Annotated in this window: 9 protein-coding genes; 7 read left to right on the forward strand and 2 right to left on the reverse strand. The window is 59.7% G+C overall.

Features of this window, described 5'->3' with window-relative positions; translation table 11 throughout:
- Positions 1-162: 162 nt before the first annotated feature.
- Positions 163-6,687 (forward strand): PKD domain-containing protein, encoded by a 6,525-nt coding sequence (locus BXP70_RS30605; RefSeq protein ID WP_245849711.1) that lies wholly within the window; start codon positions 163-165, stop codon positions 6,685-6,687.
- A gap of 100 nt (positions 6,688-6,787) precedes the next feature.
- Here BXP70_RS30605 and BXP70_RS21935 read toward each other — a convergent pair whose 3' ends face one another.
- Entirely contained in the window at positions 6,788-7,654 is an 867-nt protein-coding gene (locus BXP70_RS21935; protein ID WP_086596265.1) for a universal stress protein, read from the reverse strand.
- A 138-nt stretch (positions 7,655-7,792) separates the two neighbouring features.
- Positions 7,793-8,671 carry a YybH family protein gene (locus tag BXP70_RS21940; protein WP_086596266.1) on the reverse strand — a complete coding sequence of 293 codons (879 nt, stop codon included), beginning with the start codon at positions 8,669-8,671 and terminating at the stop codon, positions 7,793-7,795.
- A gap of 409 nt (positions 8,672-9,080) precedes the next feature.
- On the opposite strand from BXP70_RS21940, the gene BXP70_RS21945 reads away from it, so the two are divergent.
- From BXP70_RS21945 to BXP70_RS21970, 6 genes are all read left to right on the forward strand, one after another.
- Positions 9,081-10,118: a sensor histidine kinase gene (locus BXP70_RS21945; RefSeq protein WP_086596267.1), complete on the forward strand. Its 1,038-nt coding sequence runs from the start codon at positions 9,081-9,083 to the stop codon at positions 10,116-10,118.
- A gap of 40 nt (positions 10,119-10,158) precedes the next feature.
- Positions 10,159-10,935, forward strand: coding sequence for a LytR/AlgR family response regulator transcription factor (locus BXP70_RS21950; protein WP_086596268.1), 777 nt, complete (start codon positions 10,159-10,161; stop codon positions 10,933-10,935).
- A 413-nt stretch (positions 10,936-11,348) separates the two neighbouring features.
- Positions 11,349-13,820, forward strand: a complete 2,472-nt coding sequence (locus BXP70_RS21955) for an outer membrane beta-barrel protein (protein ID WP_086596269.1) — start codon at positions 11,349-11,351, stop codon at positions 13,818-13,820.
- A 179-nt stretch (positions 13,821-13,999) separates the two neighbouring features.
- Positions 14,000-14,335 (forward strand): hypothetical protein, encoded by a 336-nt coding sequence (locus tag BXP70_RS21960; protein WP_086596270.1) that lies wholly within the window; start codon positions 14,000-14,002, stop codon positions 14,333-14,335.
- 90 nt (positions 14,336-14,425) lie between these two features.
- On the forward strand, positions 14,426-15,763 hold the full coding sequence (locus tag BXP70_RS21965) for a CocE/NonD family hydrolase (protein ID WP_086596271.1): 1,338 nt from the start codon (positions 14,426-14,428) through the stop codon (positions 15,761-15,763).
- 383 nt (positions 15,764-16,146) lie between these two features.
- Positions 16,147-17,064: a T9SS type A sorting domain-containing protein gene (locus BXP70_RS21970; RefSeq protein ID WP_086596272.1), complete on the forward strand. Its 918-nt coding sequence runs from the start codon at positions 16,147-16,149 to the stop codon at positions 17,062-17,064.
- Positions 17,065-17,164: the final 100 nt, after the last annotated feature.

Genomic DNA, 17,164 nt, shown 5'->3' on the forward strand with positions numbered 1-17,164 from the left:
CTAATCTATAGAGCGTCACGTCCTTTTTTACCTCTCTCTCCCTCCCAACTCTCTGCGATACGCCTGTTTGAACAAAACTGGGCAAGCACATCCGCCCATAGGGTTCGGAGTAAGCTTGCTTTGCCCAAAATCACCGCCCTGCACGCCTATTAATCACGCCTTATGAAGCAAAAATTTTTACTCATCTTATTTTTTCTTGGACTAATCAGTAGGCAGCAGGCGCTTGCCCAGGCACCGCCTACTGGTTTTTCCACCGTAACCGTCTCATCGGGCTGGAACGAGGCCGTTGGCCTCGCCTTCAACAAGGCCGGTACCCATCGATTCGTTTGGGAAAGAGCCGGCAAAGTATGGACGGAAGCCAATGGGCAGCGCGCTTTGCTCCTCGACCTCAGCGAAGAGGTAGGCGCGTGGCGCGACCTGGGTCTGTTGGGCTTTGCCTTGCACCCGCAGTTCGATACCAACGGGTACATCTACCTACTGTACACCGTCGATCGGCACCATCTGTTGAACTACGGCACGGCGCGCTACAACCCCACGTACGATGAGTACTACAACGCCACCATCAACCGCGTGACGCGCTACACGGCCACCAAAACCGCCGCGGGCTACACCGTCAATCCGGCGAGCCGCAAGGTGCTGATCGGCGCTACGAAGGAAACCGGAATACCCGAGCTGCACATGAGCCACGGCCCTGGCAGTCTGGTATTTGGCACCGACGGCAGCCTGTTTGTTTCCGTAGGTGACGGCTCTAGCTACGAAAGTCCCGACGTAGGCAGCGCGAGCGAATCGTATTACCAACAGGCTCTCGCCGACGGCATCATTCCGGCGGAGCAGAACGTGGGCGCGCTCCGGGCCCAACAGATTGACAGCTACAACGGCAAGATCCTTCGAATTGACCCCGAAACCGGCAACGGGCTCACTACCAACCCTTTTTATCAAGCCAACGCTCCTGGCGCGGTACGCTCGAAGGTATGGGCGCTTGGTTTGCGCAACCCATTCCGCATCACGCTGAAGCCGGGTTCGGGCAGTGCTACTGACCCTGGAGTGCTGTACATCGGCGACGTCGGCTACGACACCTGGGAGGAAGTGAACATAGCCGTGCGCCCCGGCATGAACTTCGGCTGGCCCTTGTTCGAGGGCTTAACCAAGCAAGACCTCTACTGGGCCAAGAAAACTGCTAACCCCTATGCGCCCACCGGCGCCGCTGGCTGCTCACAGCCTTATTTCTACTTCCAAGACCTCATTCAGCAGGAAACGCCGACGGGCACCGCCACCTTCACCAACCCATGCGGGGCCGCTATGCCGACCGCTGTAACCACTTTCGTGCATAGCCGGCCCGCCATCGACTGGCAGCACCAGCCTACTGGGCCAGCGCGCACGGGCATTTTTACGGGTGGTACAGCCAGCGAAATCAACATTGGCGCGCCAGGTTCGCCAGTAGCGGGGCCACAGTTTGGGGGTAGCTCGGGCATGGTAGGCGCGTTTTACCCGCACGCCGATTTTCCGCCGGAGTACCAGAATACCTGCTTTTTCGGCGACTACGCCAGCAGCTGGATTCGCAACCTGAGCACGGATGCCGACAACAAGCCTGTAGCCGTTCGCAATTTCATCGACGAGGGCGCTATTGTAGTCGGTATGGCCACGCACCCCACCGAAGGCGGGCTGTATTACGTCAACTTCTGGCCCGGCGAAATTCGGAAAATAGTGTACAACGCGCCGGTGGGCGTGGAGCCAGTCGCCGTTGCTTCAGCCGACAAAACGTATGGACCTGGGCCGCTAACAGTGCAATTTAATGGCAGCAACTCGCGCGACCCCGAAGGCCAGCAGCTTACCTATTTGTGGGACTTCGGTGATGGTACCACCAGCACCTTAATGAGCCCTACGCATACCTTCCCAACGGGTGACCCCACCAACTACAACGTCACGCTGACGGTGCAGGATAAGGCCAGCAGCGGACAAGCAACCCTCGTAATTTCGGCTAATAACACGCCCCCGCAAGTCACGATCACCAGCCCCGCGCCCGGCACCAAATACCCTCTGACGGCTCAAACCATATACGACTTACGGGCCAATGTAACAGACCAGGAGCACGGCGCCGCGCAACTCTCTTACCAGTGGCAAACCATTCTGCACCACGATAATCACGAACACCCAGAGCCCGTGGTATCGTCGGTGGAGGCGAAGGCTACTATTTCGCCCCTAGGCTGCGGTACTGAGACCTACTACTACCGTATTCTGCTAACCGTGACGGATGCGCTAGGCCTAGCTACAACGCAGGAAATGCAGCTATACCCGGACTGTACGTCGACGCCGGCCAACCAAATGCCCGTGGCAAATGCGGGCCCCGCCCAAACCATCACGTTGCCCACCGACTACGCTACGCTCACTGGCACCGCTAACGATCCGGATGGCACCATCGCCACTTATTCGTGGCGCCAAGTGAGTGGCCCCACCACGGCCATTTTCAGTGATACCACCACCGTCCAAACTAACGTGAGCGGCTTGGTAGCGGGCAGCTACGTGTTTAGCCTGATGGCCACCGACAACCTAGGTATGGCCAGCCATCCTGCCCAAGTAACGGTAACGGTGGCGCCGGGCAACGGCCTGCGCGTGCCGGAGAACCCAGCCAATGCAGTGGCTGGCTTGGAGTACAAATACTATGAAGGCTACTGGAACGCACTGCCGACTTTCGGCTCGCTTACGCCAAACAAAACGGGAACCGTGGCCAGCCCGGTGCTCACCCCGGCCCTGCGCGACAACGGCTACGCCTTCCAGTACACGGGCTACGTGACAGTGCCTGCGGATGGTCAATACACCTTCTACACTACTTCCGATGATGGCTCCCAGCTCTCCATCGGTTCGCAGCTGGTGGTGGACAATGATGGCTTGCACGGAGACGTGGAACGCACCGGCACCATCGGCTTGCAGGCCGGCACGCACGCGCTGACCATCACCTTCTTCGAGAATGATGGCGGCCAGAACCTACAGGTCAGCTACGCCGGACCGGGCCTAGCCAAGCAGCTCATCCCCGCCGCCGCCTACAAGCGCACGCCAGCCACCTTAACGCCCACCAATTTGCAGCCCATTGCGAATGCTGGAGCGGCCAAAACCATCACGCTGCCCACCAACACCGTGGACCTAAACGGCAGTGCTACGGACGAAGATGGCACCATCGCCACCTACGCCTGGACGCAAGTGAGTGGACCTAGCACGGCGAGCTTCAGCAATGCTGCTGTCGCGCAGCCAACTGTAGGTAATCTGGTAACCGGCAGCTACGTCTTTAGCCTGACCGCAACCGACAACCAGGGCGCCATTAGCACTCCGGCGCAGGTAACGGTGACGGTGAATGCCGCTACCGCGGGAGGGCTACGCACCCCCGAAAACCCCGCCAACGCGATAGCAGGCCTCGATTATCAGTACTACGAAGGCTTCTGGGATGCCTTGCCAGCCTTCAACACGCTAGCTCCGCTGAAAACCGGCACCAGCACGACCCCCGTGTTGACGGTGGCCTCGCGCGACTACGGCTACGCCCTGCAATACACGGGCTATATCACGGTGCCGACGGATGGGCAGTACACGTTCTACACCAGCTCCGACGATGGCTCTAAGCTCTACATCGGCTCGACCCAGGTGGTGGACAATGACGGAGGCCACGACTTCCGGGAGCAGACCGGCATCATCGGCTTGAAAGCCGGTACGCACGCTTTCACCGTAAGCTTCTTCCAGAATGGCGGCGGTCAGAACCTAGTGGTGAGCTACGCCGGACCGGGCCTAGCCAAGCAACAGATTCCGGCCACGGCGTATAAGCGCGTATCGAACACCACCGCGCCGGCCAACCAAGCGCCCGTGGCGAATGCGGGCGCCAACCAGAGCATCACGTTGCCCACCAATAGCACTACGCTCATCGGCAGCGGCACGGACCCCGATGGCACCGTGGCCGCCTACCTCTGGACGCAAGTGAGCGGCCCAAGCACGGCCACCTTCAGCAGCAAAACCATTGCCCAACCTGTACTCAGCGGTTTGGTAGCCGGCAGCTATGTGTTTAGCCTGGTCGTGACGGACAACCTAGGCGCCGTGAGCCAGGCAGCGCAAGTAACGGTGGCCGTAAATGCGGCCTCTAGCCTGCGCACGCCGGAAAACCCCACAAACACCGTAGCGGGCCTCGACTACAAGTACTACGAAGGCTTCTGGAAAGCCGTCCCGAACTTCACTACCCTTACGCCCACCAAAACGGGGAACGCCACGGCCTTTGAGCTAACCGCGCAGCAGCGTGACTACGGCTTCGCCTTCCAGTTTACGGGCTACGTGACGGTGCCCACGGATGGCGTCTATACCTTCTACACCAACTCCGATGATGGCTCGCTTCTGTACATCGGCAACACGTTGGTGGTCAACAACGACGGCACCCACGACAGCCGAGAAGTCAATGGCACCATCGGACTTAAAGCCGGTACGCACGCCTTCACGGTGGCTTATTTGCAAGATGCGGGTGGCCAGAACCTACAGGTGAGCTTCGCCGGACCAGGCTTAGCCAAGCAGCTCATTCCTGCATCAGCCTTGAAGCGCTTGTCAGGCACGGCCAACCAAGCGCCAGTAGCTAACGCCGGTGCCGCCCAAACCATTACGCTGCCAACCGCCACCGCCGCGCTGAACGGCTCCGGCACGGATGCCGATGGCACCATAGCTAGCTACCTGTGGGCGCAAGTGAGCGGCCCCAACACGGCCACCTTTAGCAGCAAGACCACGGCTGCTCCTACCGTCAGTGGGTTAGTGGCGGGCGCGTATGTATTCAGCCTGGTCGTTACCGATAACCTAGGTCTGGCTAGTGCGGCGGCGCAAGTAACCATCACGGTGAATGCCCCGGCGAGCAACCAAGCGCCGGTAGCAAATGCTGGCCCCGCCCGGACCCTCACCTTACCGGCCAACTCGACGACGCTGGCTGGCAGCGGCACCGACGCCGACGGCACCGTTACCGCCTACCTCTGGAGCCAGACGAGCGGCCCGAACACGGCCACGTTCAGCAGCAAAACCGTAGCCCAGCCCACTGTCAGCGGCTTGGTAGCGGGCACCTACTCCTTCAGCCTCATCGTCACCGATAATCTAGGCCTGAATAGTGCGGCAGCTACTGTCTCGGTGACGGTGAATGCCGCTAATAATCTGCGCGTACCGGAAAATCCGGCTAACGCCTTGGCCGGCCTAGACTACAGCTACTACGAAGGCTACTGGAACGCGCTACCCACCTTTAGCACGCTCATCGCCACCAAGATCGGAACCGTGACGACGCCTTCGCTCACACCAGCGCTGCGCGACAACGGCTACGCCTTCCAGTACACGGGCTATGTGACGGTGCCCACCGACGGGCAGTACACCTTCTACACCACGTCCGATGATGGCTCCCAGCTCTCTATCGGCTCCACGTTGGTGGTGAACAACGACGGCCTGCACGGCGACCAAGAAAGGTCGGGCACCATTGGCTTGCAAGCCGGCACGCACGCGCTGACCATTACCTTCTTCGAGAATGATGGCGGGCAGACGCTCAACGTGAGCTACGCCGGACCAGGCCTAGCCAAGCAGCTCATCCCGGCCTCCGCTTACAAGCGCGTAGCCACTACTGCCAACCAAGCGCCAGTAGCCAATGCGGGAGCCAACCGGAGCCTCACACTGCCAACCAACTTCCTGAGCCTCAGCGGTAGCGCCACCGATGCCGATGGCACCGTTACCGGCTTCTTGTGGAGCCAAGTGAGCGGCCCCAACACGGCTACGTTCAGCAGCAAAACGGTGGCCCAGCCCACCGTCAGCGGCTTGGTAGCAGGCACGTACGTATTCGGCTTGGTCGCCACCGATAACCTAGGGGCGGCTAGCGCCATGAGCCAAGTCACCGTGACGGTAAATACGGCTTCCAACCTGCGCGTACCCGAAAACCCGGCCAATACCGTGGCTGGCCTCGACTACAAGTACTACGAAGGCTTCTGGGACGTGCTGCCCAACTTTGCTAGCCTGACGCCGCTGCAAAGTGGCACCTCCACCACGCCCACCTTGGCAGTAGCTCCCCGAAACTACGGGTACGCGCTGTACTACACAGGCTACGTGACGGTGCCCACCGATGGGCTATACACCTTCTATACCAGCTCCGACGACGGTTCGCAGCTCTTCATCGGCTCCACCATGATCGTCAATAACGATGGCTCGCACGACACCCGCGAGCAATCGGGCACCATTGGGCTGAAGGCCGGCACGCACGCCTTCACGGTGACGTACTTCCAGAACGGCGGCGGGCAGGTGTTTGCGGTAAGCTACCAAGGCCCCAACATTGCCAAGCAACTCATCCCAGCCACGGCCCTGCGTCGCGTGACCGGTGCGGCTGCCATGGCTACCACGTCTGGGGCGGTGCTGGCGCAAAAGGCGTTGGTATCTGACCGAGCAACGCGTAACCTACTCGAAGTATATCCTAACCCGCTGACGGAAACGAGCACGGTGCACTTCCACACGCAGCAGGGCGGCAAAGCTCAGGTGTACTTGTACAACGAGCTAGGCTCGCTGGTCTCGACGCTCTACAACGCCGAGGTGATGAGCGGGCAGGAATACTACGTGCCGCTACCCATCGCCGATCTGGCCAACGGCCTATACGTCTGCCGCTTGGTCAGCAATGGCAAGGTGGAAAACCTGCGTATCACGGTTATCCGTTAAGCCCTGATCCTTTACTTACCAACCACACGCAAAACGGTGGCCGAGCTCGGCCACCGTTTTTGTTATATACATCCCCTCCGAGGGCTTCGTACTCTAGCTTCTATACAGCCAGCAGGTGATTTCCGACCTGTTGTACCGTCTCTTGCACGTGTGCATCGGCGGGCAGCACGAGCACCGGCACCGGACTATGCAGCACCACATACGCCGTTACGCTATGGTGAAACAACGAACCGAGGAAGGTGTGCGGCCGGGCAATAACAGCCAGCCAATCGCCCCGTTGCTCGGCTACTGCCTGCAAGATTCCCTCTCCGGGTTCTTGCTGGCACAGGTGGCAGGTACGCACCGCTGGCAAGTCGCGCGTGAGGCCGGTGCGTTCCACCGATTCCCGGGCCTGCGCGGCCGTGTGCCGGGTAGCCGATTCGGTAATGTGCACCACCGTGAGTTGCGCTTGTAGCGCTTTCAGCAGCTTGCGCACGGGTTCTAGATGCGTACCTAGGCTAAATCGGCCGCCATCGGCGGCGAGCAGTACGCGCTGCGGAATCGTGTCGGTGGTGGCTGTGTGAGGCACGACCAACAACGGACACGCATGCAGGCGCAGCAAGTTTAGGGCAGTGGTGGTCACCAGTTCATCGGGCGTGTTTTCGGTTTCCGGCCGGCTCAGCACGATCAAGACGGGGTGGTGCCGCTCTACGGCTTCCTGCACCACTTCTTCCACGCGACCAACGCCTACCTCAGCTACGGCCGACACCGGCAAGTCGCGGATTAGGCTGTTCAGGGCAAGCTGCGTGGCTTCCTCGTTTATAGCAGAAAGCTTACCCGTGAGCCGCTCCGGGTCGAGCCAAGAGGTGCGCTGCACGTGCAAAAGCACGAGTCGGGCTCCCACGAGGTGGGCCAGCGTCGCGGCGTAGTCTAGCGCCCGGTTGGCGCCCGCCAGGAAATCAGTCAGGATGAGCAAGGTTGGAGTCATGGCTAGGTAACGCGTTGATGAACAGTCAAATTTGGCTGTTTCCTGAAGCCTCCTTCCTGCCACCTATCAGGTCATTCCCTGACTTTTATCAGGTTCTTGCCTACTGCCTGGCCCGCGTTACTCCGCTTACCTAGGTTTTTAGTGCACGTCGAGCACCTCGTGCACCAGTTGCCAAGCGTTTTTGGCCCCGCGCTGCCAGATGCGCAGAAAGGGACCTTTTTTGTCCTGCAGCTGTGCGTAGCCGTAGGTAAAACCTAGGTCGCCGGAGGCCGCTACCACCGCCTTAGCGTCGGAGAAAGTGGCGGGTTGCGTTTGGGCAGCGGCAAAAGTGGTGGCCGCGGCGCCCACGTAAGGCAAGCTGCCACTTCGGTAGAGCCGCACGGTTGGGCTGGCGGGCAGCACCGCTTTGTAGGCCGCCTGCAACGATTGGGCAGCGGCCAAACGACCGAGGTTTTCTTCGGCCGCGAGCAGCTCTTGGCGGCGGGCGGCGGTGTCGGCAGGTGCTGCTTTTCGGACAGCGGGCGGCGTAAGCAAGCTAGCTTCGCTGGGCTGGCCGGGCGCTGGGTGCGTGATGCCCACATCGGCTACTACTTTCCACTCGCCGGTGCTGGTTTTGCGCCACACGCTGGTAAAGTGCCCAAAGCCCACTGGCACGTCGGTGGCGGTGTGCGGCCGCACTTCAAACGGGCCGGTGGTGTAGCCAAAGTCGCCGGAAGCGGCAAGGCGGGCGTAGTGGGGCTGCCAGGAAAGCACGCCGGGCTGCACGGGCATCTGCTCGAACAGCGGCTTGCCCAACTGGTAGCGGCCCTTGACAATCACCAGCGCTTCGTCGGCCAGGAAGCGCGTGAAACCGGCTTTGATGCCGTGCGCGCTGGTGAACGCCGAAAACGCTCGTTCGGCCGACACTAGCGTTTGATAATCACTGGGGGTAGGCCCGGCACCTAGGCCAATTCGCCACCAGGGCGCACCTAGGTAGCAGGTAGTTGCAAGCAGCAACGTCGCGAAAAGCTTGTTCATAGAAGTAGAAGAAAGAAGGGCGTGTGGCCCGATGCAGCCTAGCTTGCGGCGCGGCCATCGGGCTTTGTGCCAGCAAGTTCTCCCCTCCCGCTGCCGCCGAAAAGCAGGAAATGACAGATTGAGGAAAGCACCGCTTCAACCCTCCTTTTTTGCGCTTTAACTGCTTGCGCTTCTACCAATTGCCCTGCTGAGCGCAGCGAGGAATCTGAGTAAACCGACCTTGCCTTCAACCCAGATTCCTCGCTCCGCTCGGAATGACAACCGTTGGGACGTCAGAAGCCGCCAAACACGGCGCACGGTTGAAGCGGCGTTTTCCTCAATTCAACCTAGCCATTACCCAAACCAAGCGGTCGGCACTTTCACTTGGCCTTCCCAAGAGATTATATTTGGTGAATAAGCCTCCCTGTGCATGAAAGCTCAACGAGTAGAACAACTGGATGACCGATGGCTTCGGGTGGGGGGCGTGGCGTTTTTCGTGGGGCTGTCCATTTACACATTCAAGGCCTACGAGCACCCGTTCAGCCTCGCTACCCTCAACCTACTGATCGAGTCTGTGGTCAACTCTGCCGCTACCTGGGAGACAGACCGCTGGATTCTGAGGCGGTTTCAGCGCCGGTATCCGGCTTTGCATCAAGCCCGCAAACGCCTGCTGCTGGCCATTCCGCTGTGCTGGCTCTGCAACGTGCTCATCGACTGGGCGGTTATGTGGGTTGTGGACGTGACGGGGTTCCGACCACCTTACCCGTGGGCCGTGTACATGCAAACCATCACGAGCGGCCTGGTCATCGCCTTTCTGATTACCGGCATTCAAGAGGCCCTGTTTTATTTCTCGCGCTTGCTCCAGGCCGAGAAGGAGAAGGAGCAGCTTCAGAAGGAAAACTTACAGACTCAGCTTGATAGCCTCAAAAAGCAGGTTAACCCGCACTTCCTATTCAATAGCCTCAACACCCTCTCCTACCTCATCGGCGAGGATGCGGAGAGGGCCGAGGAGTTTTTGGATGAGATGTGCAAGGTGTACCGCTACCTGCTGCGCAACAACGAAAACGAGCTGACCAACCTAGCTACCGAACTGCAATTCATCCGCTCCTACTTTCACCTGCTCAAAACCCGCTACGGCGACAGCCTGCACCTCGACCTAGCCATTGAACCTAGCTACGAGCAAAGCCTGCTGCCCTCGCTCACCTTGCAGCTGCTGGTGGAAAACGCCGTGAAACACAACGTTATCCACAAAGATTATCCACTGACGGTGCACATCAGCACCCAACCCAACGGGCTGCTGATGGTGCGCAACAACCTGCAAAAGAAGGTGCAGCACGTGGCCTCCAACCAGGTAGGGCTCAGCAACATCGCCAGCAAGTTCAACCTGCTGAAGCAGCCCGAAATCCAGGTAACGCAGACGGATACCGAGTTCAGGGTCACCGTGCCGCTCATTCAACCCAAGCCGTAAGTTTTCCCCCTTTGCCCCAATTTTTTACGCGTCGAGTCCCATGAAAATCCTGATCGTTGAAGACGAAGAAATGGCCGTGAAGAAGCTCACCAAAACACTCACGGCCGTAGAGCCCGACGCGGAAGTGGTGGGCGTGGCCGGCAGCATTCGCGAAACGGTGGCGTGGCTGAAAGCGCACCCGGCCCCCGATCTGATCCTGATGGACATTGAGCTAGCCGACGGCCAAAGCTTCCAGATTTTTGAGGAAACGGAGGTCAAAAGCACCGTCGTGTTTACCACTTCCTACGACGAATACGCCATTAAAGCCTTCAAGGTCAACAGCATTGACTACCTGCTGAAGCCCATTCAGAAGGAAGATTTGCGGGCGGCGCTGGATAAGTTTTCGCAGGTAAAAGCCTTGTATCAAGGCCCATCATCGGAACCTAGCTTGAACGTGAGCAGCCTGATCCGGGAGTTGCAGCAACTTCAGCCTAAAGAGTACCGCCAGCGCTTTTTGGTGCACTATGCCCAGAAGTTGATTTCGGTGGAGACGCAGCAGATTGCCTACTTCTACAGCGACGAGCGCCTGAACTTGTTCAAAACTTTCGATGGCAAAAAGATGGCCGTCGACTATTCGCTCGATGAGTTGGAAGCCATGCTCGACCCGGCTAGGTTCTTCCGCATCGGCCGCTCGTTTTTGGTTTCCATCGGCAGCGTGGAGCAGATCGAAACGTACTTCGGCAACCGCCTAGCCTTGCACCTGAAGCCCGCCATCGACAAAGAAGTAGTGGTGAGCCGGGAGAAGCTGACGCCGTTTAAAACGTGGATGGGCAAGTAGTTGCTGGCCAGTCCGACGCTTACACATTAAAATAGCCAGTTGCAAACGACAACCGGTCCGACGCCTTGGGCGTCGGACCGGCAGACGGCCTTGTTCTGGGTGCAAGTTTTTACGCTCACCCAGCTTCCTTCTTATTCTATTACAGTGCATTAGCATTCTTTAGCAAAGTCCGCTTGCGCGGACTTTTTTGTTGGGGTTTGCCGCGCTGTTTTCCTCAATAGCCAGAATTCCACAGTTCAAACAGCGCATTCCTCAATTCAGACAAGAAGTCGTTTCCGGGCGCGAAGGCGCGCAATAGTTTTACAACAATCAGACGCACAGCGGGCAACAGCGGGCTAGGTTCCTAGCGGAACGCCGCATCCGCCAGCCTGACTGCTGCCTTCCACCGGTTCTGGTCTCCACTTCTTTCTGCTATGAAAACTCTGCTCCTTCCGCGCTTTTCCGTACCGGCTGGCTTGCCATTAGCGCTGGTGCTAGGCACCGTAGCTAGCACGGGCGCGCAGGCCCAACGCTTGGCCACAATTACGGGTACCGTGCGTACCGCGGCGGGTGCCCCGCTCGAATTTGCCACCATCACGCTGCACCGCGCTGCCGACTCGTCGGTGATCAAAACCGAGTTCAGCGACGCACAAGGCAATTTTCGGGTGGAAGCGGGTGACGGGCGCTACTTGGTTTCGGCTTCGCAGGTAGGATTTGCGCGGCGGTGGAGCCAAGCCTTTGAGGCGCAAACAACCACGCAACTGCCCGCCCTAGCCCTGCCCGCCAGCGCTGCTACCACGCTGAAAGAAGTAACCGTAGTCGGGCAAAAGCCACTCTACGAACAGCTAGCCGACCGCACCATCGTGAACGTGGAAGGCTCGACGCTGGCCGCTGGTAACAGCTCCTTGGATGTGCTCACCCGCTCGCCCGGCGTGACCGTAGACGGCAACGACAACCTAGCCTTGCGCGGCAAACAGGGTTTGTTGGTGCTCATCGACGGCAAGCGCCAGCCCATGACCGGCACCGAGCTAGCCGACTACCTGCGCGCCCTGCCCGCCGACCAGCTCAAGAACATTGAGCTCATTACGAACCCGCCCGCCAAATACGACGCCCAGGGCAGCGCCGGCATCATCGCCATCAACACCAAAAAAGACCAGCGCCAAGGCACCAACGGCAATGTGAGCCTGAGCTACGGCCGGGGCGAGTACGGCAAGTTTACCTCGGGCCTGACGCTGAACCACCGGCACAACCAACTGAACCTGTTTGGCAACTACGCCTACGCCGAGCGCAACGGCTTCGACAAGCTCGACATTAGCCGACGCTTTTACAAGGTGCAGGACGGCGTACGGACGGAGTCGGACCGCATTGCGCAGCGGAGCGTGCAGCTGGTGAGCAGTCAAAGCCACACCTGGAAAGCGGGCGCCGACTACAGCCTAGGCCAGCGCACGGCGCTGGGGGCGGTGGTCAGCGGGTTGTCGGACCGGGGGCCGGAGCGGGAAAGCAACACGTTCGTCACGTTTTTTGATGTGGCCAATCAGCCCGTTGACATTTACCACACCGTGTCGCGCCGGAGCTATTCGCTGCCGAACACGGCTGCGAACGTCAACTTCAAGCACACCTTCCCGAACGACTCCAGCGGCAACCGCGAGCTGACCGCCGATGTGGATTATGCCCGCTATGATACGCGTCGACCCCAGGCGCTGACGACTGACTTCGAGCTATCGGGGCGCCCCACGGTGCTGGTGACCGGCAACCAGCGCGGGGAGCTGACCATTCAATCGGCCAAGGCCGACTACACGCACCCGCTCTCGAAAACGGCGCGCCTGGAAGCCGGCGTGAAAGCCAGCCGCGTGCGCTCTGATAATGATGTGCGCTTTGAGAACACCGTGAACGGCGAAACCACCGTGGACCTAGGTCGCACCAACCGCTTCCAGTACGACGAGGACATCACGGCGGCGTACGTGAGCTTCAACCAAACCTTAGCCAAATTGAGCATTCAGGCCGGCTTACGGGGCGAAGAAACCAAGACCCGCGGCCGCCAGCTGATGAGCGACGGCGGCGACGCGAGCTTCCGCCGCAGCTACGTGCAGCTGTTTCCGAACCTAGGTTTGAAGCAAACCCTCAACGACAAGCACGAAGTGGCCGTGTCAGTGAGTCGCCGCATCGACCGGCCCTCGTACAGCCAGCTCAACCCGTTCCGCGTCATCATCGACCCAACCACTTCCGGCGCTGGCAACCCCAACCTGCGCCCCCAAACTAGCTACAACCTGGAGCTGACGCACACTTACAAGCAGAAAATCAGTGTGGGGCTGAGCTACAGCAGCACCAATCGGCCCATCGTGAATACGGTGCAGCCCGAAACCGATAGCACGGTGGTGGCCCGGCCCGCCAACCTAGGTCGGCAGCGCTACGTGGGCCTCACCCTCACCACGCCCCTGCAACCCGCCACGTGGTGGACCATGCACAACACCGGCGTGTTCTACCGTAACCAGTTTGTGGGCACGCTGGCCGGCACCGCCCTCAACGCCAGCCGGGCCACCTTCAACCTCACCAGCACCAACACCCTCACGCTGGGCAAAACGTGGAGCGCCGAAATCATGGCCCGCTACCAAGCCAAAAGCCAGTACGGCTTCTTCCTCATTCAGCCCTACGGCCAGCTGAACCTAGGTATTCAGAAGAGTCTGTGGGACCGAAAAGGCAGCCTCAAGCTGAACCTCGGCGACGTGCTCTACACGCGCAAAGTGCGGGCCGCCTCCGTGTATGATAACTACGCCGAAACCATCTACCAGCGCCAGGACACGCGGGTGGCGACCCTCTCCTTCTCCTACCGCTTCGGCAACGACAAGGTAGCGCCCACGCGCAAGCGCCAAGACGGCGCCGAGGACGAGAAGCGCCGGGCCGGCTAGCCAGCCTGCGCCCCCGCGCGCCGTCTGTTTGAGGGCTCCCTCACATCAATATGCGATTGTGGACCCTGATTACACACCGGTACTTTGCAGGCATCTGACAGGCCTGCGTCATTGCCACTCAACCCGTTAGCATGCGCCCGATCCCCGAAGCATTTTCCGACCCCTAGCTCCTTTCCGCCATGAAAACATTCGCCACTTCCGTTCTCAGTCTTCTCCTGCTGGCGCTGTGCGTTTCCACGCAGGCCACGGCCCAAGCCCAACCCCCAACGGCCACGCTGCCCGGTTACTGGAACGTGGAAGCCAACCGCTGCACCCAGAAATACGCCATCGTGCGCTTCTACAACGGCCAGCACGAGCTGGTGCACGAAACACGCCTCGCGAATCAGCACCTCGTTTTGAACCGCCGGCGCATGGGCAGCCGCACCGTGCAGCAGCTCAACGTTGCCCTGCAAGAAGTGCTGCGCAAAGCCCAAGCAAACATCAACACCGCCGTGGTGCCGAGCCAGCCGCACTGATAAAATCAACCAGCCTTGGGTAAGAGTCTTTAGCGCTCGACCACCATCGTGTAAGGGGCTCTTCGCCTACCCTAGCTCTACTTCTGCCTCATGAAACTCTTTGCTGCCTTTCTGCTTCTATTTTCGCTTGCTATGCGGCCGGCTAGCGCCCAAGAGTTGCCGCGGCGCCCCTACGTGGGCATTGGGCTGCAGGGCATCAACGACAGTCTGCAACGGCGCTACAAGCTGCCCAACAAGAACGGCATCTTCGTCCGCGACGTGCGGGCGCAATCGTCGGCCCAGGCCGCGGGCCTGAAGCCCCACGACATCATCGTGCAGGTAGATGCCCGAGAGCTAGGTCCGGAAGTTGGGCCGTTTGTCAGCTTGCTCAAGCAGTACCGCACCGGCGACAAAAGCACGTTTACGGTGCTGCGCGACGGCAAAAAGATTCGCAAGCAAGTGGTGTTTACGGCGTTTCCGCAGGAGAAAAGCCCGCTGTACGACGCCCAGTATTCGTCGGTGCAGGTGGGCGGCAACCAGCTCCGCACCATCATCACCAAACCGAAAGGCACGAAGCAGCAAAAGTTTCCGATGGTGCTGTTCATCCAAGGCGTGGGCTGCTTTTCGGTGGATAACCCGCTCACGCCCACCGAAACCACCAACCGCATCATCGACTCGCTGTCGCGCCACGGCTACGCTACCATGCGCGTCGATAAAACCGGCATGGGCGACAGCAAAGGCATTCCGTGTCTGGAATCGGACTTCCAGACGGAGGCCAACGGCTACAAAGCAGGCTTGGTGGCCATTCGGAAGCTCGCTTTCGTCGATCAGCAAAACATCTTCATCACTGGCTTCAGCATTGGCGGCATCATGGCGCCCTTGGTGGCTGAAGGGCAGCCGGTGAAAGGCGTGGTGGTGTACGGCACGGCCAGCCGCAATTTCATCGAGTACGCCTTGCAGAACAAGCGCAACCAAGCCCAGCTCCAGCAGCTGCCCTACGACTCCATCACGAACCTGATGAAGACTTACGCGGCGGCCTTGCACCTGCTGCTCACCGAGAAACAGACGCCCGCCCAAGTGCTGGCCAAGTACCCCAGCGCCAAGCCGTTGATTTCCTTCCCGCAGCACTACACCTACATGCAGCAGTGGCAGGAAGTGAACCTCGCTGCCGCCTGGAAAAAGCTCAACACGCACGTGCTGGCCCTACGCGGCGAAGCCGATTACATTTCCTACAACGAAGACCATCAGCTACTTGTCGACATCGTGAACCGTGAGCACCCCGGCCAAGCCACGTTTCAAACCCTGCCAAACGTTGACCACGGCTTCGCGAAAGTCAAGACCCAGCAGGAAAGCATGCGCCTTGCCGATGCCGCCAACCCCGAGCGCAATTTTGATTTCATGAACGTGATTCTGCGCTGGCTGGATAGCCAACGCCAAGTGCAAGGCTAAGCCCCGCACCAAAAGCTAGCCCACCAATCCCCTGATTTTCAACCACAAGCTAGGTCCGCTTTCGGACCGAAGGGCGAAGCTAGGTCTGTCGCGCTCCTTCGGCTTGCTCAAAACGCCCGCTCTACCTCTCCACTCTTCCTCTTCTTTTTGTCTTGGCTCGGCCGGATTTGTAATCCGGCTGTCGAGAGCTGGGGATTTGTAATCCCCGCCCGCAACGCGGGCAGCTACGTCAGAACAACCCCAAATGGCGCAGCTCCGGCAGATTACAAATCCGCAACTCCGAACAGCCGGATTATAAATCCGGCCGAGCAAACAGCCATACAAGACCGCCTCCAGGCAGCCAGCTTGAATTCCTTACCTCCACTCTTCCTCCTCTTTTTGCTATGAAAAAGACTTTGTACCAACTCATTTTTGCCGCGCTAAGCCTTTGCGCGACAGCCACGGCTTCTGCACAGAGCCTGCCCAACGGAAACTTCGAAAACTGGGCGGAGCGCCACGGCTCCGAGCAACCCGTCGACTGGTCGACGACCGACGATTGGCTGCACGAGTTCGGGACGCCGGTGGTCACGGAAACCGTGAGCAAAACCACGGAGAAGCACAATGGCAGCTTTGCCGTGAAGCTGGAAAATAAGCTACTAGGGGACTTGGTGCCCGTGCCCGGCATGCTCTCGGTGGGCAAAGTGCCCGACTTTGGGGCCAATGAGCTCGGGGGTATTCCGTTCACGAGCCGCCCCTCCCACTTCCAATTTCACTATAAACAGACCGGCACCAACATCGCCGCTGATTCGGCGCACGTGGTAGTAGCGCTGACGCGCACCGTGAATGGCCAACGGGTGGTAATAGCCGGCGCCGACTCCCTGCTGCTGGCCGGACCTAGCACCTACACCCTCATGCGGCTACCGTTGCAGTACCAATCTAGCCTAGCCCCCGACTCGGTTTTCATTCTGTTTCAATCGGCTATGGGCGAAGATTACACGGCGGGCAATGCGCTTTACCTCGATGGCATTGCCTTCACCAGCGACGTGACGGCCGCGCGCGATGCAAAGCTAGCCGCCGCCCTTCAGGTGTATCCTAACCCCAGCACGTCAGGCCTTTTCACGCTAACCACGCAGGGCCACGACGCCAATTTTGCCCAAGCGAGCCTCACCGTGACCGACGCGCAAGGCCGCACCGTGCTGCGCCAAGCCGCCACGGGCTCCCAATCGCACACCCTCGATTTGCAGCGCCAGCCCGCCGGCTTTTACCTCCTGCGCCTCGATACGCCCCAAGGCTTCGTCGTGCGCCGGCTGGTGAAGAGCTAGGCTCTCGCACCTAGGTAGTTCCGCCCCCTTCCGGCTGGACTACCTAGGCACCTAGGCTCTCGTTTTTCCACTCTTCCTACTTACCCCAGCGCCCGCGACT

It is taken from the genome of Hymenobacter crusticola, from assembly GCF_002154225.1.
GTDB lineage: Bacteria > Bacteroidota > Bacteroidia > Cytophagales > Hymenobacteraceae > Hymenobacter > Hymenobacter crusticola.